The sequence below is a fragment of the Kyrpidia tusciae DSM 2912 genome (assembly GCF_000092905.1).
Taxonomy (GTDB): domain Bacteria; phylum Bacillota; class Bacilli; order Kyrpidiales; family Kyrpidiaceae; genus Kyrpidia; species Kyrpidia tusciae.
Genome location: NC_014098.1, coordinates 2194448 through 2218262 on the forward strand (window position 1 = coordinate 2194448; position 23815 = coordinate 2218262).

Genomic DNA, 23815 nt, shown 5'->3' on the forward strand with positions numbered 1-23815 from the left:
GGTATAACTTCGACACCGGATCCTCCGATCCCTGTTCATGTTGAACCGTGATCCGCATCATCAGGTCTTCATTAAAGACTTCAGCACCTCGATCCCTTTTTGCATCACCGGGTCACTCTGCTTTTCCTTGGCGAGGACCGCGTCATTCAAAGCCGCGGCCGTATCCTGGTCGAGGATGCCGGTGGGCGAAAGCCCCTTCGCGTGCTGAAACGCCCGCAAGGCCTCCGCGGTCTGGGAACTGAAATAGCCATCTGTCCGTCCCGGGAAGTATCCGAGCGCCTCGAGAAAATTTTGCATGATCTTCACGGAGGTGTCGGTGCTGTCAGGAGTTATCGGCCTTGTGATGGACAACGGAGGCAACTGCCAATAGTACGGCAGGGTTACCGGATAATTCGGTTGGATCCCCTTTTGGTGAATCCAATTCCCATCTGGAGTTAGCCATTTGGCCATGGTGTACTTGATGTTGCTGCCGTCGGGAAAATCCAGTTCCGTCTGGACCGTTCCCTTGCCAAACGATTTTTGTCCCACCAGGGGATCGTGAGCCGCCTCCTGCAGGGCCGCGGCGAGGATTTCCGCTGCACTGGCGCTTCCGCCGTCAATCAGAGCGACCACCGGAAAAGGCGCCCTGTCCAAGGTGGAACGATGGACGTCCCTCTGCCCCGCCCGGTCCACCACTTGAACGATGATCCCGTGGTTCGGGATGAGTTTATTGGCGATTTCCAGGCACGCCTCCAGATACCCCCCGGGATTCCCGCGCAAATCCAGGATCAAGCCGCGCATCCCCTGGGCCTGCAGCTTGGCGAGGGCATCGTCGAACTCTTTGCCGGTGTTCTCGTTAAACTGGGTAATGGCGATTCGACCGATTCCCGGCTCAACCATGGACGCATCCACGGTGGTCAAGGGAACAGTGTCGCGCACCACTTTGATGTGCAGGACATCTTTCACCCCAGGGCGCTGGATCTCCAGATCCGCCACAGTGCCCTTTTTCCCGCGGATTAACAAAACCGCATCGTTGACATTCATGCCTTGGAGACTTTTCCCATTAACAGACAGAATTTGGTCGTTGGCCCGAAGGCCCGCCTTTTCCGCCGGAGACCCCTTGATCGGCGCCACCACGACGATCTTCCCGTTCTCCGATTTGACCTCAGCGCCGATCCCCTCGAAGGAGGACCCCAGCGATTCGTGAAACTGTTGAGCCGTCGATCGATCCATGTAGCTGGAGAAGGGATCGCCCAGAGCCTGGACCATGCCTCCGATGGCGCCGTCCACCAATTTTGCATCGTCCACCGGTTGGTAGTACTGCGCTTTCAGGGTTTGAAAGGAACGAAACAACTTTTCGAATTCAGCCCGGTCCGCCGCCGTCAACGGTACCCCGGGGCTGAGCAGGTCGCCCCGCCACTGAAGAATTCCATAAGTGCCGGCGCTCCCCACGATCAGGGCCAGCACCACGGCGATGACCAGACTGCGAAAACGGACTTGCATGAACGCAGCACCACCCCTGACTCAATGTACGGCGCCCGTCGACACCGTCTTACTTTGTATCTTGGCCGAACTCAGCTGTCGAGACAATAGCTGCATCCAGACAATCCGGGCGGTTCACCCGACCCGGTGCCCCGTCGCTCCGGGAGTCGCGGCAAACCGCCCTCGCTCGCCCGTTTTCTTCCATCGGCCCTTGGCTGTCTCGGCGCACCCTGCGGAGCCCGAACCCAGGAAACTTTTTATCCTTTCTCACACCCGCAGGAAGCGCCGCATCGAGACCACGCTGCCCCAAACCCCGATAAAAGCCCCCACCCCCAACAGCAGGGCCGCCATCTGTTCAAGCAGGGGATGGGCGGGCACCAACTGAAAATAATAGAAGCTCGGTACGGCATCCACGAGGTATCGATACGCAACGACGATGACCACGATGGGGAGCAGCGCCCCCAGTGCCCCGAGGAAGATCCCTTCCACAAGAAATGGCCAGCGGATAAACCCGTTCGTGGCGCCCACCAACTTCATGATCTCGATCTCCCGCCTCCGGGCGAAAATCGTCAGTTTAATGGTGTTGGCGATGAGAAACATCGCCGTAAACAAAAGCCCGACGATGAAAATCAAACCGATGTCCCGGACGATCCGGGTCACCTGGAACAACCGCTCCACCATGTCCCGGGCGTAACGCACCGAGTCCACCTCGGGCAGCTTCTCGATGGCCGCGGCCACCTGTCCCGTCATCCGCGGATCCTTTGCCTGGACCACGAATTTGTCCGGCAGGGGATTTTGTTTATCCAGCCCATCGAGCAAATTGCTGTCCTGCTTGAGCGACGCCCGCAAATTGGCCAGCCCCTGCTCCTTGGACACGAAGGTCACCCTCGCCACATCCGGGCGGGCCACCAGCCACTGTTGCACCGCCTTGATCTGCTCCGGCGCGGTGCCGTCTTTTAGAATGACGTTCATCTGCACCTGTTGCTCCACTTGCCTGGACAGGTTCTGGACGTTCCAGGCCATGACCACAAACACGCCCAGGATGAGCAACGTCACCGCCACGGCGCTGATCGAGGCGACGGTCATCCACCCGTTACGCCCCAGGTTCCGCAAACCTTCGCGGCAGTGTCGCCCCAGGGTACGCACCTTCATAATCCGTAAACCCCCCGCTCCTCGTCACGGACGATCCGGCCTTGCTCAATGGCGATCACGCGCTTTTTCCGGGTGTTCACAATATCCCGGTTGTGCGTCGCCATGACCACCGTAGTCCCGCGGTCATTGATCTTTTCCAGCAAGCGAAGAATCTCCCAAGACGTTTCCGGATCCAGGTTCCCCGTGGGCTCGTCCGCAATGAGCACCACCGGATTATTCACTAAAGCCCGGGCCACCGCCACCCGCTGTTGTTCCCCTCCGGAGAGCTCATTCGGCCGGGCGTGCATCTTGTGGGACAGCCCCACCAACTCCATCACGTCCGCCACTCGACGTCGAATCTGCCGTCGGGGCATCTCGATCACTTCCAGGGCGAAGGCCACGTTTTCCGCCGCCGTCAGCTGCGGAAGCAATTTGAAATCCTGGAACACCACGCCAATGTGGCGGCGCAGATAAGGAATGCGCCGCTCCCTCATGCGGTCGATATTGAAACCGTTCACGAAAATCTGCCCTTTCGTCGGCCTCTCCGCCCGATACATCAACTTGACGAAGGTCGACTTCCCGGCGCCGCTCGGTCCGACCACGTAGACAAATTCCCCTCGGTCGATCCGGATATCGATACCTTGAAGGGCCGTCGCACCGTTCGGGTACGTCTTCCATACATCGTGCATCTCGATCATGCCGGCGATGTCCCTCCCTCTGCGTCCGCCCCCGATGCGAGGATGATCGATAACCAGATTCGACACTGTCAATAAAAATTCCTGTCCGATTCGCCAAATCGGACAGGAATCGACACAGTCGTTTTTTCCCATCTCTCATCCGGGCAGCCACCCAGAGCACCCCTGAACCTCCTGTATCTACGGGTGGACCGTCACCCGCCGCGCCGGACGGGGGCGGACCAGGGGCAGATCGGTCTTCCCGCCGTCTCAGCCCCATAGAATCAAAGGTAGTTCCATACCCGGCGCCTGCGATGCCACCGACGGACCGGCTTCGGCCGGTTCGCCTCGCCGGCCGCCGTCAACTCGTCGATACTCTCCTGGAGTTCCATGTGGCGCAGCAAAAGCTTTACCCGATCCTCCGGAGATGCAAACAAGTACATCTCCATCACTTCGTCTTTTTGGCGCTCCAAGTCCCGCAATGTTTTTACTTGCGCCATCCTTTCCATCCTCCTCTCAGGAACCCGCACAGATCTTTGTAATACCGGGAAAAAGCGGCGCCCCATTGCCTTTAACATTGCGTCATGTAAATGGTAAGTTTATTTATTGATACTGTACCAAAAGAGAACGTTATATGTCAAGTAAACCTAACGTAAAATTGCTCTAAACATCTCCGCTTCTTTACGCAAGTTCAAACAACCGTCAAAAAAATCCCGGTTTCCTCAAGAGAGGAAACGAGGCGCCCCCCACCATGGGCCGGACAATTTCACTCATACGATATAGCCACCACTGCAGAGCACGAGCGGACCGGGCCAAGCCTCGGAGCACGCACCCCCCGCCCTCCAGGCAGCTCAGGCCGCTGTACACCTCCCGGTCCTCCGCCGCTTCCCGCAACCGCTCGACCTTTTCATCGCTGAGCCGATCTGACACGATCCACAAGATCGACGTATGCGTAAACCCGCCCCAAGCCGATTCCAAGTCCATCCACCCAGGATTCAGCCGCAGAGAATCCCAGGCCACAAGAACCCCGTCCCGATAGACCGAGGTCTGTAAAGCCAACTCCCGGAACTGAAACACCTCCCCCATTCCCCACCGCCCCGGCGTCACCGTTTCCGCCATCAAAACAGTCCCACCCGCCGCCACCTCCAAAACGGTCTCTCCCCAGTGGCGAGACCGGGCAAAAGGAACCACCGGTTCGGGAAAATACTCCAGAACCGCTCCGGGCGCTACCTGAAACCGTTGGAGGGACTCGCTCGCCTCCCCGCCCGCGCCGGGATGCAGACGCAAAGACGATTGGGTGGTCAAAAAAAGGCGCGCCCCGGGGTATAGGGTACAGTCGATCTCCTGCCGATCGCCGCCCAAAAGCCCTGGAGACGCGTCCATGAGACAAATCTCCATCGTTCCATCCCCTGCATAAAACGGCTTCGCAACTTTTAAAGGCGCCTGGTGATAACTGTCTGTCAATACCGTCCGCCCGTCGCGCACCGCCGTCCCGCCGCGCCACACTCCGTGGACCCGCTGTTTCATCCTCAGCCCGTCGCCTCGGATTGATGATACTGGTCGACCAGCCAGCGGGCGATATCCGCCACCCCAATATTTTTCATCAAATTTGTAAAAACAAAGGGGCGGTCGCCCCGCATCGCCCTGGAATCCCGATCCATCACATCCAGACGGGCCCCTACGTGAGCCGCCAGGTCGATCTTGTTGATCACCAAAAGATCCGACTGTCTGACCCCAGGGCCGCCTTTGCGGGGGATTTTGTCCCCTTGGGCGACATCGATCACATAAATGAACAGGTCAGCCAGCTCCGGGCTGAACGCCGCCGCCAGGTTGTCCCCGCCGCTCTCGATGAAAATCATGTCCAGATCCGGAAAGCGCCGCTCCAGTTCTTCCACCGCCTCCATGTTCATGGACGCGTCTTCCCGGATGGCCGTGTGGGGGCATCCCCCCGTCTCCACCCCGATGATCCGCTCCCCGGGCAGGACGCCGCTTCGGACCAGAATCTCCGCATCCTCTTTCGTATAAATATCGTTCGTGATCACCGCCACGCTGTACGTATTTTTCAGCATCGCACACAATTTTTCCACCAAAGCCGTCTTTCCGGAGCCCACCGGCCCTCCGACGCCCACTCGCATCGGCCGGCCGCCGGCAAAACTCCGGTGCCGCCACTCGTGATGATGATGGTCCTGACCTTGACACACGATGATCCCTCCTTCAGGACATAAACAGTCGGGAATACAGCGTTTCGTGGCGCATGGCCGCCACTTCTTGCAAGAGACCGGCAGACCCCATCCTCCCGATAGCAGGGGGATCCCGGGCGATCCGGGCCGTCGCCGCCTCCACCTCGGGCAACAGATCCCGAATCACCTTTTGCGCCTCGGTTTGACCCACCACCGAAAGGCGCAAGGCCGCCTGTACCCCGGTCATCACCGAAATATACAAATAGCCTCCCGCAGCACTCTCCCCGTCCCCGCCCATCCCCGCCCACAACCAACCGTGGGCCACGGCAGCTTGGCCGAAACATCTCCCCTGATCGATCCACGACCGATACAGCCCTACGCCCGAATCGGGATACAGCTCGGCGGCCAGCCGCAGATACCGCCGGCCGATCTTCACACTGCCTTCCCGGGACTCCCGGGACAGCCGGGATACGGTCAATCGCCGATCCAGATCCTCGATATCCTCGTGTCGGGCCACCGCACCCGACACAACCCACCGGTGCGCAAAGAACGCCGCCACTCCCTCCATCCAGGCCGTGCCGGATTGCACCGAAACCTTGAACCAGTTCGCCAACTCCCGGCCACTGGTCACCCGACCTTCCCGCACCGCCGTTTCAAGGCCGAAGGAATGGGCAAAGGCGCCGGTGGGAAAGGCCGAATCCAAAAGTGGCAACCCGTGCAGAGGGAACATCCGCCCACCCGCCTCAAAAGAGAAAATACCGCCGACCCAAGGGCACCACCTTGGCCGGCTCACAAGTCGCCAACACCCCGTCCACCCGAACTTGGTACGTCTCTGGATCGATCTCGATCCGGGGAGTGGCGAAGTTGTTGACCATATCCTTTTTTCCGATTTTCCGGCAGTTTTTCACCGGAACCACCCGCCGGCGCAAACCCAGCCGATCTGCGATCCCCGACTCGTGGGCTGCCTGGGACACAAAGGTGAAACAACGGCCCCAGGCCGCCGCCCCGAAGGCGGCGAACATCGAGCGGCCAAAAACCGGCTGGGGCGTGGGGATCGAAGCGTTCGCTTCCCCCATGGCCGCATAGACGATCATGCCGCCCTTGATCACCATCTCCGGTCGCACTCCGAAAAAAGCGGGTTTCCAGATCACCAAATCCGCCCATTTGCCCGGTTCCACCGAGCCCACGTACTCGGCGATCCCGTGGGTCAGCGCCGGATTGATGGTGTATTTTGCAATGTAGCGCTTGACCCGCTCGTTATCGTTATCCCCTCGCTCCTCCGGGAGCCTGCCCCGCTGGCGTTTCATCTTGTCCGCCGTCTGCCACGTGCGGAGGACCACTTCCCCCACCCGCCCCATGGCCTGGGAGTCCGAACTCATCATGCTCAGCGCCCCCAGGTCGTGAAGGATATCCTCGGCGGCAATCGTCTCCGGACGAATGCGAGAATCGGCAAAGGCCACATCCTCGGGAATCCGGCTGTCCAGGTGATGGCATACCATCAACATGTCCAAGTGCTCCTCGATGGTGTTGACGGTAAAAGGGCGGGTCGGATTCGTGGACGAGGGCAGGACATTGGCCTCCCCGGCCAGCCGCAGGATGTCCGGAGCGTGGCCGCCCCCCGCCCCTTCGGTGTGATACGTGTGGATCGTCCGTCCCTTAAAGGCCGCGATCGTCGTCTCCACAAAACCCGCCTCATTCAACGTATCGGTGTGGATCGCCACCTGCACGTCAAATCGGTCGGCCACCCGCAGGCAAGCATCGATGGCCGCCGGCGTCGCCCCCCAGTCCTCGTGCAATTTTAACCCGCAAGCACCGGCCGCGATCTGCTCCGCCAGCGCCTCCTCCCCGGTGGCATTTCCCTTTCCGAGAAATCCGAGGTTGACCGGAAATCCCTCGGAGGCCTCGAGCATGCGCTGAAGATTCCACGCTCCGGGCGTACAGGTGGTGGCGTTGGTGCCGGTGGCCGGCCCGGTCCCGCCGCCGATCATCGTGGTGATCCCCGACCCCAGCGCCGTTTCCACCTGCTGGGGGCTGATAAAATGAATGTGACTGTCGATGCCCCCCGCCGTCACGATGCACCCCTCCCCCGCCACCACTTCAGTGGCCGCCCCGATCACCATGTCCGGACGCACCCCATCCATGGTCTCGGGATTGCCCGCCTTTCCGATCCCAACGATCCGGCCGTCCCGGACCCCGATGTCTCCTTTGACAATGCCCCAGTGATCCACCACCAGGGCGCCGGTGATCACCAGGTCCAACACGCCGTCCCGGCGAGTGGCCCGGGAGGATTGGCCCATTCCATCCCGCAGCACCTTCCCCCCGCCGAACTTGCACTCATCCCCGTAAACAGTAAAATCCCGTTCGACCTCGATGATCAGCTCGGTGTCCGCCAACCGCACCCGATCCCCGGTGGTCGGCCCGAACATCCCGGCGTAGGCTTCCCGGGTCATCTCCAGTCCCCGCCCGGCCGCCTGGGCAACCACATCCTCCACCCTCTGTCCGGCCTCCCTGGTTTCTCCCGGGGCCCCTCTCGGATCCGCCTCTGGGGATTCAACCGAACCCTCGGCGAGCCCCCGGTGCCCATACACCCGCCGGGCCCCGCCGATCTCCACCAAAACCACCGTCTTCTCTTCCCCCGGCTCGAAGCGGACGGCAGTGCCGGCGGGGATGTTAAGCCGCATGCCCCAAGCTTTCTCCCGGTCAAAATCGAGAGCCTCGTTGACCTCATAAAAATGAAAATGCGATCCCACCTGGATCGGTCGATCGCCCCGGTGGACCACCGTCACCACCACCGTCCGCCGACCTTCGTTGATCCGAACCGGATCTGGCCCCAGAAACATTTCCCCGGGCTTCAAGGCGTGCCCACCACTTTGTCGGCGACCCGACCAAGGCTCCCGTTCACCACATCCGCCCTGGGCCCCTCGCCGGGGCCCGCCCCTCCGGCCGCGTTTTCTCCTTTGGGCTGGATCGGTCGGTGGACCGTCACCAACTTCGTCCCATCCGGAAAAGTGGCCTCCACCTGAACCTCTTCAATCATATCGGCCACCCCCTCCATCACATCCTCTTCGGTGAGGATCGTTCGGCCCCATTGCATCAACTCCGCCACGGACCGGCCGTCCCGAGCTCCCTCCAGGATTTCATAGGTCAAAAGAGCCATCGCCTCGGGGTAATTGAGCTTCAACCCCCGGGCCATCCGGCGTCTGGCCAGATCCGCCGCCACCACCACCAGCAGTTTCTCTTTCTCCCGCTCCGTCAGGTGCACTGTGCCCCCTCCTCTGTCCGCGACCCGGGCCCCAGACACCTCATCAACAACCCGGCAGCCCCAGCGGCAACCCAACCACCGCCCGTCCGGCGGCCCTCGCCGTTTTCTCTCGCCGATCCTCCTCATCGATGTCTCCATGATAGGAAGATTCCAGTCATTTGTCAAGAGAATTGTTGACATAACGTGTTATTATTGATTCCCCATTTCATCTTCCCAGCGGAAAACCGAGAGAAAGATGCCATCTTCGCCGAAAGTCCCATTGCCTGCGAAATGGAAAGGCTGTATATTTTCACATAGGAAAAGGTCGGTTCGGGCATGCTTGAAAAGCGGGTGAACCTGGGAACGTCCAGGTCCCCCGTCGGGGGGTAGGGGCGTGGCAAAAGAAAACCGGCTCGAAAGGCGGCATAATCGGGAAGCGGGTGTCTTCGGAGGCGCTTGGCAAACCGTACGGACATCATCCATTTTCGTCAAGACCGTCGGTACCTTGCTGTTCACCGCCGTCTTGCTGCTCACCTTGACCCCCATCGTCGCCGCCATCCCCTTTCGGGCCGGGCTCGGCACGCTGCTGATCGGACTGTGGGCTGCGGGAATGGCCCTGGTGGCCTACCACAACTGGCCCCTGTCCATGGGCCTGTCAGCTGTTCACGTCGTGCTGCTGCTCCATCTCAACGGAAGCCGACTTTTTTCTGACGCCGCGACGAACTTTTCGTCCACCGGACTGCTGCTCGTCCTCAGTTCTGTATTGTACATCGAGCTGTTGATCCTCATGATCTATTACGCCTACAAAATCAGTTTGCAGCGGCGCCCTCGTCCCCTGGCGGAACACCCGTGGGCCGGACTGTTGTTCCGCCTCGATCTGACCCTGTATCGGCTCCGGATTCTCGTCATCCCGGTTCTGTACGTCGTGATCGTGATCGTCACCATTCTGACCTTTGGCCAGATTTACAACGATCTGATCTCCTACACGTCAAACGGCCTGACCTATTTCAGTACCGGGGAAACCATCGACCCTTGGGACACGGTCTATTTTAGCTCGGTGACTTTTTTTACTATCGGCTACGGGGACATCATTCCTCAGGGGCGCCTTTTGAAACTGTTCGTCCAACTCGAAATGGTGATCGGCCACCTCATCAACGTGTTCTACGGCGCCATACTCCTAAACTTTGTGGTCACCAACATCACTCGCCCCCGCCGGGACGGCTGACGTTTTCCTCCGACTTCCCCTGGCTGGCCGTCGCCAAGAACTCCTCATAGTTCTCATAAGAATCAGTAATATTTTGACTACTTAAGGGAACCACCAAGACCCGTTCCACCCCTACCCGGTCTTTGACCTGTTCGAATAAGGGTACAAGGAGGTCGTCCACGATGAGGAAGCGATCTTCCGCATGATTCATGATGGAGGCGATAGCGTCGGGATGGGGCCGCCGATTCAACGTGTCCGTTTCATCAGGTGTAGAAGAGCCCGGGCATCCGCCGACGCCCGGGCCACTCCCCACTATTTCAATTCCAATAAACGGTAGAGCACCACGGCCGCCTGGGCCCGGGTGGCTGGATCATCCGGCAGGAACTTGCCGTCAGATCCCCGCATCAGGCCCAATCCCGTCACCACCGCCGCATCGGCCAAATCGCGCTCCGAACGTCCCTTCATATCGGAATACGGATTTTGAAAAATCCCCGCCACCTTTGTAAGATCCTGGTATCCCCGCTCCCGCACCACCATGTCGGCCATCGCGATCCGGGTCACCGGCTCATCCGGATGGAACTGCTTTCCGGCATCGATCCACCCCCGCTGGAGAGCCCACTCGATGTATGGATAATCCGGATGGTTCGAAGGCACGTCTTCGAAACTCGGTGTCACCGGCGTGGGTCCGCCGTAAGGAGACACCGCCCTCATCAGGGCCGCCACAAAGTCTCCCCGGGTCATGGGTTGATCCGGCTCCACCTTCCCGTTTATGGGCTTCAGAATCCCCGCCTGAAGCAGAGCGGTCAACTCCTTCTCGGCCCAGTGGCCGCGGATCTCACTTAGATCGATGGGAGCGGCGCCCTCGCCGAAGGGCTGAAGCCATTGGCCGCTGAGGGCGTCCCATCCCAGAAGCGGTGTGTCGCTGACGGGCAGATAGACCAAACGCACAGCCCCGGGTTGACCATTCGGCTGCATCAATTGGACGTAGGCCAAAGTCATGCGAATCGTGTTCAGGTAGGCCTCCCGGGCCTGCAGGCTCGGTTTGGGCTGCCCTGCCGGATAGTTGATGGCCATGCCGGGATCATCGGCAAACCGGGCGTAGTAATTCGTCACCCGTCCAGTGGTTTTGTCCACGGACACGCTGACATTGGAAAGGTCGTCGATCACCCCTTGGTGCAGGTGCAGGACATTGACCACATAGTTTTTGGACACCGGTGGTTTTACAATCGCCGGTCCAGCGGGAATCATGGGACCCGCCAGGGATTTATCGAACAGAATGGGACCGTCCTGGGGCTGATCTCCGGGGACCACCAACGTCCCCAAGCGGTTCGGCAAAACCCGCTTTAGAAAATCGATCGCCGCCTGCCTGGCCTGATCCCGGGTCACCGCCGGGGAACTCTCCTGAGCCGGTTCGCGGAGGGGCATGGGGAGTCCGCTGTTGAAAGACACCACCTCGCCGCTCATGGCGTCCACCCCCACATTCACCGTCCGGTTGTCCCCCTCACTGAAGGTGAAGGACCAGGTGGGGTGTTGACCCGTTCCCCCGTCATTGAGATTGCTGGTGACAAGAGTGGCCGATGTGGACACCTGGGAGAGAGAGCGGGCCACCTGTTCTGCCGCGCGTTCATCCAAGGGATTGGCAAAAAACGTCGGAACCTGAGGCCCGCCCGGCATGAGCGGCACCAAGGACGGGGCGTCCGGAACGACCGCCGGGTTGCCGTTGCTGTCGATCCACTGCCCCCTGGACGCATCCAAAACCAGGGGACTCCCCGCATAACCCAGGCCCGGCGTCACCGGGGAAACCGGCACATTGGCCAGGTACACCATGCGAACCTGGGCCACACCTACCCACTTGCTCGGATCCGGTATGTAATGGGCGCTGACCTGCAGGGTGTTGGCCAAGGTCGCATCGGCTTGCCCCTGACCCAGGGCCGGTTTGCTGTCAGGAAACAGGACATTGGTCGACCAAACAAAATCATAGGCATTCAGTTCGCCGTCGGTGCCGACCACCACCCGGAAACCGTTGGAGGGAAAGGGGACCCCCTCCTGAACTCTCGCAAAGGCAAAAACGTATCCCGTCACGCCCCGGGGCCCCATGATGTCCTGAGCCGGCCACGGCGTTATGTGCTGGGCTTCCACAGGTTGAAGCCGTTTCACCAGGTCCAGGGCCGTTTGCCGAGCCTGATCCCGGGTTACAGTCGGCGGAAAGACCGGATCCTTTCCCGTCCACTGCTGATAAGAAAGGATCGCCCCCGTGTCCGCATCCACAGCGGCACTGTAACTCTCCCCTGGCCCCCCTTGACCAGGGGCAGCCTGCCAACTGAGATTCCACCGACGCCGGCCATCCGGGGCTCCGGACATAAACGAGTAATTGAACGTCATGTCCGGGGTGATGTGAAGCTGGAAAGTATCGATGACTTTCTGCTTCGCCATCTCCACAGACACCCGGAGAACCGCCGGCGGTGCCTGAACCGTTCCCCCGGGCGCCGGCAAACCCACGCCCCCGGGCGTTCCGAGCATCGACAGATCCGCTGCCCCTTGGGGCGCCGGTGAGGCCACCGCCCCCAGCGCAACCGATGTTGATGTTTCACCCTGCCCTTGGCCGGGCGCCCCCGAACCGGCTGCCCAAGCCGGGAGCGCCGGCCCCGTCAACAAGGCCGCCACGCTCAGAGGCATGAGAACCCCTTTCTTGATCGCACTGTGATTCATCTCTCTGCGTTCCCCCTCGCCCGCTGCGGCATAAGAACCCTATCTCTATCATACTGGCACTGGCCTCGCAAAATAAATACCCGTTTTCGCCAGAGATTGGCCCTGGGGGGTGCAGTTGCGCTTTTTGAATCGTTCACCCTTCCAGAGCGAACATGGACATCCTCGTCACTCTAACGTCTAGCATTTTCCTGCTTTACAAACCCTTCATTTTGTGACAAAATGGTGTCAAACCTCGGAAGAAGGTGGGGACATGAAAGCGCTGCGTTCCATCGCCATCGGAGTATTCGCCGGTTTGTTCGCCGTCGTCACTCTGGTTGCTCTTCCGGTTCTTTTGATCGTCAGCGACTTCACCTTCTAGTCCAAGCCATGGAATGACGTCGACACCAAAAGAGGGCGTCCGCGGGATTTCTTCCCGCCGACGCCCCCTGAGATGCCGGTCCGACTGAACCAAGGCTCATCCCTTGTCCGCCCTCGCAAGATTTCCATTCCCGTGTTCCGACCAGTCTTCCAGCCATTCCCGCGCTCGCTGAAGTTGTGCCTTCACCGCTTCCGTCCCGGTGCCGCCCCGCACATTCCGGGCGTCCACAACACGCCGAGGATCCAGCACCTCAAAGACGTCCTCTTCAAACAAGGGCGAAAAGGTTCGGTACTCCGCCAGGGTGAGGTCTTTGAGAAAACAGGACCGCTCCACACAGTGGAGGACCAATTTGCCGATGGCCTCGTGGGCCTGGCGAAAGGGCAGCCCTTTGCGCACGAGGTAATCGGCGAGATCGGTGGCGCCCGAGAAATCCTCGGCCACCACCGTCGCGAGCCGGTCCCGGCGCACCTCCAGGGTGCGGATCAGCCCGGCAAACAGGGCCAAGGCGCCCTTGAGGGTATCCACGGTGTCGAACATGCCCTCTTTGTCTTCCTGGAGGTCCTTGTTATATGCCAGAGGCAGCCCTTTCATCACCATCAACAGCCCCACCAGGTGGCCGACCACCCGGCCGGTTTTTCCCCGGACCAACTCCGGCACATCGGGGTTTTTCTTTTGGGGCATGATGCTCGATCCCGTACAGTAGGCGTCATCCAGCTCGATAAACCCAAACTCCGCCGAAGACCACAGAATGAACTCCTCGCTCATCCGGGACAGATGCACCATGAGGATCGAGGCCGCCGCCAGAAACTCGAGGATAAAATCCCGGTCGCTCACGGCGTCCATACTGTTTTCGTACAACCGGGAAAATCCGAGTTCCCTGGCCACCCATTCCCGGTCGATGGGAAAGGTCGTCCCGGCCAGCGCCCCGGCCCCCAGCGGCATCATGTCCACCCGCCGGCGGGCGTCCCGGAGCCGTTCCGCATCCCGGGCGAACATCCAAAAATACGCAGCCAAATGGTGGGCCAACAATACGGGTTGGGCGCGTTGGAGATGCGTATAACCCGGGATCATCACGTCGATATAGGTTTCCGCCGCCTCGAGCAGGGCCCGCTGGAGGTCGGTGAGAAGCTCCCCGATCTCGTCGATCTCCCGGCGCAGGTAGAGATGCATATCCAAGGCCACCTGGTCGTTCCGGCTTCGGCCGGTGTGCAATTTCCCTCCCACCGGCCCGATGAGATCGATCAAGTGTTTCTCCAGGTTCATGTGGACATCTTCCTGGGCCACGTCGAAGGTCAGGGTACCGGCCTCCAGGCGGCGGCGGAGCTCCTCAAGCCCTTCGGCGATCTTCTCCACGTCTTCTTGGGGGAGAATGCCACACCGGCCGAGCATCTTCACATGGGCGAGACTGCCTTCCAGGTCTTCTTTCGCCAGACGCCGGTCAAAACCGATGGAGGCCGTGTAGGCCTCCACCAACTCGTTCGTGGGTTTCGTAAACCGTCCGCCCCAAAGCTTCACCGGACCGTCTCCCCCGCCTTCTCGGCCCCCGGGGCTACAGGCGCCCCCGCGGATGCGGCACCTTCCACACCGGCCGCCGACCCCCGGTGCACCTGAGCGTACACTTTGGTGGGCAAGCCCCACAATTTGATGAATCCCTCCGCCGCATGATGATCAAAGGCATCCTCGGGGTTGTAGGTCGCCAATTTAAAATCATACAGCGACACCGGCGATCTCCGGGCCACCGCCTGGAACTGACCTTTGAACAGTTTCACCTTCACCTCTCCGGTCACCGTGCGCTGGGTCTCCCGGATAAAGGCATCCACCGCCTGCTTCAGCGCCGAAAACCACAGACCGTTGTATACGAGTTCGGTGTATTTTAACTCCAAAATCGGTTTAAACTGGGCGACTTCCCGGGGCAGCGTGATCGTCTCCAACTCCTGATGGGCCCGGATCAGAATCAAGGCCGCCGGGGCCTCGTACACTTCCCGGGATTTGATCCCGATGAGCCGGTTCTCGACATGATCGATCCGCCCGACCCCGTGCCGGCCGCCGATCTGGTTCAGCCGGGCGATGAGGGTCACGAGATCCAGCCGCTCGCCGTCGAGCGCCACGGGCACCCCTTCTTCAAAGGCGATCACCACGTCTTCGGGCTCGTCCGGCGCGTCCTTGGGATTCACCGTCCAGTCAAAAGCTTCCTCGGGCGCCTCGGCCCAAGGATCTTCCAGCACCCCCGCCTCGCAGCTGCGGCCCCAGAGGTTGGCGTCGATGCTGAACGGATTGTCCGCCGTGACCGGAATCGGGATCCCGTGCTCCTTGGCGTAGCCGATCTCCTCGTCCCGGGACCAGGCCCACTCCCGCACCGGAGCGACGATCTTCAGATTCGGATTCAGAGCGGTCACCGACACGTCGAACCGCACCTGGTCGTTCCCCTTGCCGGTGCAGCCGTGGGCCACCGCCACCGCCCCGACCCTCTCCGCCGTCTCCACCAGGTATTTTGAGATGAGCGGCCGGGACAGCGCCGCCGACAGGGGGTATTTGCCCTCGTACAGGGCGTTGGCCTGGAGACTCGGGAGGATGAACTCCCGGGCAAAAGTGTCCCGGGCGTCCACGACGTACGACTCCACCGCCCCCACTTTCAAGGCTTTTTCCCGCACAAAATCTAAATCTTTCCCTTCTCCCACGTCGAGGCACAGGGCCACCACGTCGTATTCAAATTTCTCCTTGAGCCAGGCGATGGCCACGGAGGTGTCGAGCCCCCCGGAGTACGCCAACACGATCTTCGGCTTGCTCATCTTCTCCTCGTCCCCGTTTCGTTAAAATATGTCCTTGAATGCATTATGCACGCAAAAGCATATTTATGCAAGCGGACCGGCCATGGTGGCCACCAGAATCGCCTTCTGAGCGTGCAGCCGGTTCTCCGCCTCGTCAAAAATCACCGAATGCGGCCCATCGATCACATCGGGGGCGACCTCTTCCCCCCGATGGGCGGGCAGGCAGTGCATAAACAGGTAATCCGGCGCCGCCCGGGCAACCAAGGCCGGTGTCACCTCAAACCCGGCAAAGGCGCGCAGCCGCTCTTCCCGCTCGGCCTCCTGGCCCATGCTGGCCCACACGTCCGTATAGATCACATCTGCCCCGGCCACCGCTTCCCGGGGGTCGTGCACCAGGCTCATCTCCGTCCCCGCCCGGGCCGCCAACTCCTGGGCCCGGGCCGCCACCCCGGGGTCGCATTCGTAGCCCTGGGGGGTTGCCACCCGAAGGTTCATGCCGAACAGGGGCGCCCCCACCAGCCAGGAGTTGGCCATATTGTTGCCGTCCCCCACATAGGCCACCGTCACGCCCTCCAGGCGGCTTTTGTGCTCGAGGATCGTCATGGCATCGGCCAGTACCTGGCACGGGTGGTGCAGGTCGGTGAGGCCGTTGATCACCGGCACCGTGGCGTATTCCGCCAATTCCCGCACCGACTCGTGGCTGAAGGTCCGAATCATGATCCCATCCACATACCGGGACAGCACCCGGGCCGTGTCCGGGATGGGTTCGCCCCGGCCGAGTTGGGTGTCGTGGGAGGCCAAGAACAGCGCGTGGCCCCCGAGCTGGACCATCCCCACCTCGAAGGAGACCCTCGTGCGGGTGGAGGATTTTTCAAAAATCATCCCCAAAGTTTTCCCAGCCAAGGGCTGAACCCGTTCCCCGGCCTTTTGTTTCTCTTTCAACACCGCCGCCAACCGGAGCAAGCCCCGCAGCTCGTCCGAAGTAAAATCTGCCAGATCGAGAAAATCCCGCCCTCGCAGATCGATCGTCCCTTCCGCCATCTCCCCGTCTCCTCCCCGTCATCTCTCTCGAACCACCCCGAGCCCGCAGCCGGGATACCCGAACCGCCGCAGCCAGATCCGCGCTCACTTCACCATCGCCCAGGCCCCATGTCCATGCCGGCAGAGAGCATCACTCCAAGGGCAGCACCCGGACGCCGGCCTCCCGGCGCCGGGCCCGCAGACCCTCCACCAGGGCCCGGACCGTATCTCCCGCCGTCAGGCAAGAGACCCGCATCTCCACCGTCATCCGCCGGAGCGCAAAACCGAACCGCTGGGCGTCCTGGCCGTGGGTAGGCAAATTGATGACGAGCCCCACCCGGCCGGAGCGCAACAGATCCGCCACCGCCTCTGCGTTTTTCTCCACCCGCCGAACCGGGACCCCCCGCTGTTCCAGGGCGGCCGCCGTACCCGGCGTGGCGTACAGGGTGTACCCGAGCTCCGCCAGAGCCACCAGATCGTCCATCACCCGGGGCTTTTCCCGATCGCTCACCGAGCCAAACACCCCGCCGCCATCCGGCACCTGGATTCCCGCTGCGCTGAAAGCCTTTTCCAGGGCTTCCCCAAAACTTTCCCCGACCCCCAGGACCTCCCCGGTGGATTTCATCTCCGGTCCGAGGTGAATATCCAAGCCGGACATTTTGGAGAAGGAGAAGACCGGAGCCTTGACCACCACCCGGGGGCCGCGGGGGCGAAGCCCGGTCCCCCAGCCGAGTTTGCTGAGTCGCTCCCCCTGCTGTACCCGCACCGCCAATTCCACCATGGGCACGCCGGTGACTTTGCTCAGAATCGGGACTGTCCGGGATGCCCGGGGATTGACCTCGAGCACGTACACCGTCCCGTCCAGAATCACAAATTGAATGTTCATCAGTCCCACGATCCCCAGTGCCCGGGCGATCTGCTCTGTCACCCGGATCATCTGGGCCCGTTCGTCCTGGGTCAGGGTCTGGTCCGGATAGACGGCCATGCTGTCCCCGGAATGCACACCGGCGCGCTCGATGTGCTCAAAAATCCCGGGGATGAGGACGTCCCGTCCGTCGGAGATCGCGTCCACCTCCACCTCTTTCCCAGGCAGGTAGTGATCCACCAACACCGGATGGTCCGGGGTGACCCGGGCGGCCCGGGACATGTACGCCTCCAGCTCCTGGACGTTCCAACACACTTCCATCGCCCGGCCGCCGATCACATAAGACGGCCGAACCACCACCGGGTATCCCACCGCCTCGGCGATCGCCCTAGCCCCCGGGACATCGAAGGCCGTCCCGCCCCGGGTCTGGGGGATCTCCAGCTGGTCCAGGAGTTGGCGGAACCGCTCCCGGTCCTCGGCCGCATCCAGAGCTTCCACCGGGGTGCCGCAGACCGACACGCCGTACTCGGCCAACTCCGCCGCCAGATTGATGGCCGTCTGACCGCCGAACTGGACGTAGACCTGATCGATCCCCTCCCGCTCGATGACGTTCAGCACATCTTCGGCGGTCAGGGGTTCAAAATACAGCCGGTCCGCCGTGTCAAAATCTGTGGACACCGTCTCGGGGTTGTTGTTGATGATCACCGTCTCGAACCCCAGCCGCCGCAGCGCCCACACGGCGTGGACGGAACAGTAGTCGAATTCGATCCCCTGGCCGATGCGAATCGGCCCGGACCCGAGGACCAGCGCCTTGGGACCCGCCCCTCCGCGCACCTCGTCCTCGCCCCGGTATGTGGAATAATAATAGGGCGTCCGGGAGGCGAACTCCGCCGCGCAAGTGTCCACCACGAGGTAGCTGGGCCGGATCCCCCAAGCGGTTCTTCGCCGGCGCACCTCCTGAACGTCCAGTCCCGTCAATTCCGCAATTCGCCGGTCAGAGAATCCCATTGTCTTCCAGATCCGCGCCCGCTCCGGCGAGGTGAATCCCTCCCGGAGCATCTGCTCCTCCTCATCGAGGATGGCGCGGATTTTCCACAAGAACCACGGGTCGATCCCCGTCCAGGCCGCCACCTCATCCACGGGGTGCCCCCGCCGGAGGGCTTCCGCCACGTCAAAAATCCGCCGGTCATCGGGCTCCCCCGCCAGGCGCTGTCGCAACTCGCCGTCAGACCACTGGTCTCCGTCGGGCCACGCCAGGCCCTCCACCCCGATGTCCAGGGAGCGGACCGCCTTTTGCAGCGCCGCCTCAAAGGTGCGGTCCAGGGCCATCACCTCGCCGGTGGCTTTCATCTGCGTCCCCAGCCGCCGGTCGGCCTGGGGGAATTTATCGAAGGGCCAGCGGGGAATCTTCACCACCACATAATCCAGCGCCGGCTCGAAACTCGCGTAGGTGGTCCCGGTCACCGGGTTTACAATTTCATCCAGGCGCTTGCCCACCGCGATTTTCGCCGCGATCTTGGCGATGGGATAGCCCGTCGCCTTGGAGGCCAGGGCGCTGGACCGGCTCACCCGGGGGTTGACCTCGATCACATAATATCGTTCACTGTGAGGATCCAGGGCGAACTGCACGTTGCACCCGCCTTCGATCTCCAGGGCGTCGATAATCCGCAGGGCGGCACTGCGCAACATTTGGTATTCCCGGTCGGTCAGGGTTTGGGACGGGGCCACCACGATGCTGTCCCCGGTGTGGACCCCCACCGGATCGAGATTTTCCATGTTGCACACGGTGATGCACGTGCCGGCGCCGTCTCGCATCACTTCATATTCAATCTCTTTCCAACCCCGAATGCTTCGCTCCACCAGCACCTGGCCGATGGGGCTCTGGCGCAGGCCCCGCATCAGGATCGCCTTGAACTCCTCCAGGGTCTCGGCGATTCCCCCTCCGGTGCCCCCCAGGGTGTACGCCGGCCGGAGGATCACCGGGAGGCCGATCTGCTCGATAAAAGCCATGCCTTCTTCCATATTGTGGACAATGGCGCTTTCGGGCACCGGTTCGCCGATCCGCTCCATCGTTTCTTTGAAAAGCTCCCGGTCCTCCGCCTTTTGGATCGACGCCAGCGGCGTCCCCAGGAGGCGCACGCCGTAGCGGTCCAGCACGCCCCGCTCCGCCAGGGCCACCGCCAGATTCAAGCCGGTCTGGCCCCCGAGAGTGGGGAGGAGGCCGTCCGGGCGCTCCTTGGCGATGATGGCTTCCAGAGACTCGGGCGTAAGGGGTTCCAGGTACACCACGTCGGCCATATCCAGGTCGGTCATGATGGTGGCCGGGTTGCTGTTGACAAGAATCACCCGGTAGCCCTCTTCCCGCAGGGCTTTGCACGCCTGGGTACCCGCGTAATCGAATTCCGCCGCCTGGCCGATGATAATGGGGCCGGACCCGATGACCAGGATCCGGCTTGGGGATGGCTTCTCCGTCTCCGGCTGCGGACCGGCGGACGCCGTCTGCAGCACAGCCTGTGCGTCACCCGGCATAAATGGCGTGTACCCCCTTGCCTTCTTCCATCAAAGCGATGAATTGCTCGAATAAGTAAAAAGAATCCGCAGGGCCGGGATGGGCCTCGGGGTGGTACTGCACCGAAAAGACCGGCAGCCGGCGATGCCGAAGTCCTTCCACCGTTCCGTCGTTGACGTGTCGGTGGGTCACTTCCAGGTCGTCGGGCCAACCGTCCTCGGCCAGGGTATACCCGTGATTCTGCGGGGTGATCCACACCCGGCCCGAGCGGAGATCCTTCACCGGATGGTTGCTCCCCCTGTGGCCGAATTTCAACTTCTCCACCTTCGCCCCGAAAGCGAGACCCAGGATCTGGTGCCCCAGGCAAATGCCAAAGGTGGGCCACCGCTCCGCCACCCGCCTGGCCTCCCGAGCCACCTCGGGCACATCCCGGGGATCGCCGGGGCCGTTGGATAACACCACCCCGTCCGGTTCCAGGGCGGCGATCTGATCGAAAGTATAGAAAGCCGGTGCCACCGTCACCCGACACCCGAGCTGTGCCAAGCTGTCGACGATGTGCCCTTTGGCTCCGAGATCCATCACCACCACGTGAAACAGTCCCGTCGGCGCAGCCGTATACGCCTCGGGCACCGTCACCCGCCGCACCCAGTCCCTGGGCAGGTCGGGAAAGTCCAGACCCGCACCCGGATCGCTGTACGGGACGCCCGGGTCGCCGCCGGCCGCTGCCCCGCTCTTCGCGCCTTCGTTGCTTCCACGGTCCGCCTCCGGCACGATCCAGCCTTTCATCGCTCCCTGCTCGCGGATGGTGCGCACCAGGGCCCGGGTGTCCACCCCGGTGAGGGCCGCCACCCCCTGTCTTCGCAGGTACGCGTCCACCGTCTCCCGAGAGGCGTGGTGGCTCGGCCGCTCGCACAACTCCGCCGTCACAAACCCGGACAACCACGGTTTTCGGGATTCAAAATCGGTCTCATTGATCCCGTAATTCCCGATGAGCGGATAGGTCATAGTTACGATCTGGCCCGCGTAGGAAGGATCGGTGAGGATCTCCTGATATCCCGTCATCCCGGTGTTGAACACCACTTCCCCGTACCGGCGCTCGGGCCGCCCCAGCATCTCGCCGGTGAACACCCGGCCGTTCTCCAGGATCAAACTTCCCTTCACCTCAGCCCTCTCCTCCCCCGTTTTTCGTCCCATCAGCAGTGTCGTGAATGATTATACATCCGGGTGTATAAAATTGCAATCCACCTGCCGGAAGGCACTCCGTCTCAACAACCCGCACCTTCGTGCGGCGCCCGATCACACTCTTCCCAAGGCATATCAGGGATCAAAACGCGAACGTAAGAATACAATGGAAAGTAAGATACGGATGCTGTGATTTACATCGGTGGAGGTATAGTTTAAAATGAAGGTACGAAAAGAATCGAGGTCGAATCAGGAGGGGAAGCCAAGGATGCCGGCCACCCGAACGATGTCTACGAAGGGGCAAGTGGTCATCCCGATTGAAGTCCGACGGATGTTGAATATTCAACCCGGGGATGAGGTGGTCTTCTCTGTGAACGAGTCGGGAGAGGTGATCATGACCGTGAAAAAGAAAACGAAACTGGCCGATTTAATCGGTATCCTTCCCCCCGGGAACAACAACGAAAGGGATTTTGACGCCGTACGTGAAAAAGCCAGGCGGACCATGTCCGTCCGGAAGCATACGGCAAAGGAAGATTGACCAGTGGCCGAGCATTATTGGATCGATACGAATTTCTTCCTGCGCCTGATCACAGGAGACCCGAAAGAAATGAGCCGGGACGCATGGGAGCTCGTTTCCCTGGTCGATCGCGGTGAACTGAAGTTGCGGGCCTCATCCATCGTTGTTGCGGAATGTATCTGGGTCTTGGAGTCGGTCTACGAGTACCAAGCGGAGCAGATTGCCGCAGCACTGCGCAAATACGTAACCAGCGATGTTATCGATTTTGAAGACAAACAAGTGATTGAAGGCGCCTTGGAGGATTATGAGCGGCAGGGGGTGGACTATATTGACGCATTCGTCGCCCGTAAGGCGCGGCTCAGTCCCCACCCCCGGGTCATCACTTGGGACCGGGATTTCAGACGACTGGACGTCGAATGGTCCCGGCCTTCTGAAGTCGTGCAGCGAATCCGGCGAAAACCGCGCGGCACGGAATAAAGCCCGGGCGGGTTCGCGCGCACCGGCCGCGTGCTGGAGGAGACGACGCGCACATGAGAACAGGAGGACCGCATGGGCAGCCAAATCTACCCGACCAGCGTCCAGGTGAATCGTCTGCGCCCGGCGCTCATTTCCACTATCTGGAATAAAAGCCCTATCGGCCGATCCGGGCGGACAACCGGGCGGAAGCGGAGAAGCGTTTGATTGAACTGGAGCACCCGCGGCCGATAAGTTTCGGCACAAAAGGAGCCGGCCTGCGGATGAGGGATGAGATCCGGCTCTGTTGCGCCCACAGAAGGCGCAGCCAGCCCCAGCCGACGATGTCTCGCAATGTACCGTACTGTCTCTGAATTTCTTCCCGATTCATGAAGTCCACCGTGGCTCCGAGGGCGTCTCCGGCAGCCACGCCGTAGAGGCCGCCTTTGATCCTGTCCTCCATGCTTGGCAGCTTCACCGGAACCCCTCCTTTTCTGTCGGCCTGGGCCAAGCGTCTTGTTCCTCATGCCCGCCAGTATACTGCAATTGGAATTTTCCCTCAAGGGAGGCCCAACTGAGGCTCGAGACCCCGTTTCTCGGTCGGTGCGGCCTCCAAAAGCCGCCTCACCTCCCCGACGTCGAACAGCCTGCGGTTCCCTGGCGAACGAATGGAATGCATCTTCCCCTTTTTCGGTTTCATAGTTGTACTTCCTGGGGTCGTTGTTCTTTCTGGCGGTTTGGGCGGCAAAGTGCCGGAATTCATTCGTCCGCTTTCCCTTCATCCATCCTGGTCTTGTTGCCTTTGAGAGACTGATGCCGGGCCACCTTGGCCCGGTTTCCACAAATCCTCATGGAACACCATTTTCGCCGTCCGGATGCATCGATAAACAACAATACACAATCGGGGTTCGCACACCGGTGCAGAGTCTGCAGATCTCCGGCCGCGAGGAGGCGGAGGGCATCGAAGGCGACCAAAGAGGCCAGAGCATCAGCGGGATGACCCTTCGGCACAGGGACCAGGGATGAGCCGATCATTCGATACGAAAACGGGGACCTCTCCATCCACTCCTCCAACCGGTCTTTCAAGTCTCCGGCGGGATTCCCTCCGTCCGCGATCTCCTCAAAATTCCCTCTCAAAAAATCCCGGACTGAGCGCAGGGTACGCAGGGCTTCAGGCGAATCATACCCCTCGGGAAGAACGGAGGGAACCAGACTCCCGGTCCGTCTCATCGTCTCAACCCAGTGAATCAGATCCTCGGAAGTGATCAGCAAATCGTGCCGACCCCCCCGCCGGACCACTTCTGTGTTGACAAGATCAAGGGAAAGGTGTCCCGAGACGACGGGAAATTCCTCCGTGATGCTGTTGATCATCGTCCCCGCGGTGCTCTTGTTTTCTAAAAATAACCCCCAGGACGTCGGGCAGGCGCCGGATGGAGACGCGGCAACCGCTTTCACGCCTCCCCGGAGCGCCCCCCTTTCAGAAGCGCTGCGGAGTCGGGAATTCCAAGACCGCGCCGCGCGTGTCGATAGGGTGCACTACTGT

At 61.2% G+C, this 23815-nt stretch carries 21 protein-coding genes and 1 pseudogene; 3 read left to right on the top strand and 19 right to left on the bottom strand.

Annotated features, from left to right (window positions below; all coding sequences use genetic code 11):
• Positions 1-60 precede the first annotated feature (60 nt).
• The 9 genes and pseudogenes from BTUS_RS10990 to BTUS_RS11030 form a co-directional block, all read right to left on the bottom strand.
• On the bottom strand, positions 61-1482 hold the full coding sequence (locus tag BTUS_RS10990; protein ID WP_013076145.1) for a S41 family peptidase: 1422 nt from the start codon (positions 1480-1482) through the stop codon (positions 61-63).
• A gap of 246 nt (positions 1483-1728) precedes the next feature.
• Positions 1729-2613 (bottom strand): permease-like cell division protein FtsX, encoded by an 885-nt coding sequence (gene ftsX / locus BTUS_RS10995; protein ID WP_013076146.1) that lies wholly within the window; start codon positions 2611-2613, stop codon positions 1729-1731.
• Positions 2610-3290 (bottom strand): cell division ATP-binding protein FtsE, encoded by a 681-nt coding sequence (gene ftsE, locus BTUS_RS11000; protein WP_013076147.1) that lies wholly within the window; start codon positions 3288-3290, stop codon positions 2610-2612. The genes ftsX and ftsE overlap by 4 nt, the downstream gene beginning before the upstream one ends.
• A 260-nt stretch (positions 3291-3550) precedes the next feature.
• Positions 3551-3766 (bottom strand): hypothetical protein, encoded by a 216-nt coding sequence (locus BTUS_RS11005; protein WP_013076148.1) that lies wholly within the window; start codon positions 3764-3766, stop codon positions 3551-3553.
• Positions 3767-3968: 202 nt separating this feature from the next.
• Positions 3969-4793: an urease accessory protein UreD gene (locus BTUS_RS11010; protein WP_013076149.1), complete on the bottom strand. Its 825-nt coding sequence runs from the start codon at positions 4791-4793 to the stop codon at positions 3969-3971.
• A 2-nt stretch (positions 4794-4795) separates the two neighbouring features.
• The gene (gene ureG, locus BTUS_RS11015; protein WP_013076150.1) at positions 4796-5467 is read right to left on the bottom strand and encodes an urease accessory protein UreG; all 672 of its coding nucleotides are present in this window, start codon (positions 5465-5467) and stop codon (positions 4796-4798) included.
• 13 nt (positions 5468-5480) lie between these two features.
• The gene (locus BTUS_RS11020; protein ID WP_013076151.1) at positions 5481-6176 is read right to left on the bottom strand and encodes an urease accessory protein UreF; all 696 of its coding nucleotides are present in this window, start codon (positions 6174-6176) and stop codon (positions 5481-5483) included.
• A gap of 13 nt (positions 6177-6189) precedes the next feature.
• A complete protein-coding gene (ureC, locus tag BTUS_RS11025; protein WP_013076152.1) occupies positions 6190-8301 on the bottom strand; it encodes an urease subunit alpha in 2112 nt (703 codons plus the stop codon).
• Between the two features lie 104 nt (positions 8302-8405).
• Positions 8406-8708: pseudogene (locus tag BTUS_RS11030) on the bottom strand (urease subunit gamma); the annotation flags it as partial.
• Between the two features lie 373 nt (positions 8709-9081).
• Here BTUS_RS11030 and BTUS_RS11035 point away from each other — a divergent pair.
• The gene (locus BTUS_RS11035; RefSeq protein ID WP_013076154.1) at positions 9082-9912 is read left to right on the top strand and encodes a potassium channel family protein; all 831 of its coding nucleotides are present in this window, start codon (positions 9082-9084) and stop codon (positions 9910-9912) included.
• On the opposite strand, the gene BTUS_RS11040 is transcribed toward BTUS_RS11035, so the two are convergent.
• The 7 genes from BTUS_RS11040 to carA all read right to left on the bottom strand — a co-directional run bounded on the left by BTUS_RS11040 (position 9887) and on the right by carA (position 21281).
• On the bottom strand, positions 9887-10141 hold the full coding sequence (locus BTUS_RS11040; protein ID WP_041304171.1) for a hypothetical protein: 255 nt from the start codon (positions 10139-10141) through the stop codon (positions 9887-9889). The two genes, BTUS_RS11035 and BTUS_RS11040, sit on opposite strands and share 26 nt — an antisense overlap.
• A 62-nt stretch (positions 10142-10203) precedes the next feature.
• Positions 10204-12600, bottom strand: a complete 2397-nt coding sequence (locus tag BTUS_RS11045) for an S-layer homology domain-containing protein (RefSeq protein WP_013076156.1) — start codon at positions 12598-12600, stop codon at positions 10204-10206.
• A gap of 454 nt (positions 12601-13054) precedes the next feature.
• Positions 13055-14473, bottom strand: coding sequence for an argininosuccinate lyase (argH, locus tag BTUS_RS11050; RefSeq protein ID WP_013076158.1), 1419 nt, complete (start codon positions 14471-14473; stop codon positions 13055-13057).
• On the bottom strand, positions 14470-15747 hold the full coding sequence (locus tag BTUS_RS11055) for an argininosuccinate synthase (protein ID WP_013076159.1): 1278 nt from the start codon (positions 15745-15747) through the stop codon (positions 14470-14472). The genes argH and BTUS_RS11055 overlap by 4 nt, the downstream gene beginning before the upstream one ends.
• 63 nt (positions 15748-15810) lie before the next feature.
• Positions 15811-16767 carry an ornithine carbamoyltransferase gene (gene argF / locus BTUS_RS11060; RefSeq protein ID WP_013076160.1) on the bottom strand — a complete coding sequence of 319 codons (957 nt, stop codon included), beginning with the start codon at positions 16765-16767 and terminating at the stop codon, positions 15811-15813.
• Between the two features lie 130 nt (positions 16768-16897).
• Positions 16898-20140 carry a carbamoyl-phosphate synthase large subunit gene (gene carB, locus BTUS_RS11065; protein ID WP_013076161.1) on the bottom strand — a complete coding sequence of 1081 codons (3243 nt, stop codon included), beginning with the start codon at positions 20138-20140 and terminating at the stop codon, positions 16898-16900.
• Positions 20130-21281: a glutamine-hydrolyzing carbamoyl-phosphate synthase small subunit gene (carA, locus tag BTUS_RS11070; RefSeq protein WP_013076162.1), complete on the bottom strand. Its 1152-nt coding sequence runs from the start codon at positions 21279-21281 to the stop codon at positions 20130-20132. The genes carB and carA overlap by 11 nt, the downstream gene beginning before the upstream one ends.
• 289 nt (positions 21282-21570) lie before the next feature.
• On the opposite strand from carA, the gene BTUS_RS11075 reads away from it, so the two are divergent.
• Entirely contained in the window at positions 21571-21840 is a 270-nt protein-coding gene (locus BTUS_RS11075; protein WP_013076163.1) for an AbrB/MazE/SpoVT family DNA-binding domain-containing protein, read from the top strand.
• A gap of 3 nt (positions 21841-21843) precedes the next feature.
• A complete protein-coding gene (locus BTUS_RS11080) occupies positions 21844-22296 on the top strand; it encodes a PIN domain-containing protein (protein WP_013076164.1) in 453 nt (150 codons plus the stop codon).
• A gap of 154 nt (positions 22297-22450) precedes the next feature.
• Here the strand turns inward: BTUS_RS11080 and BTUS_RS11085 are convergent, their stop codons facing one another.
• The 3 genes from BTUS_RS11085 to BTUS_RS11090 form a co-directional block, all read right to left on the bottom strand.
• Complete coding sequence (locus tag BTUS_RS11085) at positions 22451-22750, bottom strand: ADP-ribosylglycohydrolase family protein (protein ID WP_013076166.1); 300 nt, start codon at positions 22748-22750, stop codon at positions 22451-22453.
• An 81-nt stretch (positions 22751-22831) separates the two neighbouring features.
• On the bottom strand, positions 22832-22972 hold the full coding sequence (locus tag BTUS_RS18020) for a hypothetical protein (RefSeq protein WP_169307916.1): 141 nt from the start codon (positions 22970-22972) through the stop codon (positions 22832-22834).
• A 59-nt stretch (positions 22973-23031) separates the two neighbouring features.
• On the bottom strand, positions 23032-23727 hold the full coding sequence (locus tag BTUS_RS11090) for a CGNR zinc finger domain-containing protein (RefSeq protein WP_245543303.1): 696 nt from the start codon (positions 23725-23727) through the stop codon (positions 23032-23034).
• Between the last annotated feature and the right edge of the window lie 88 nt (positions 23728-23815).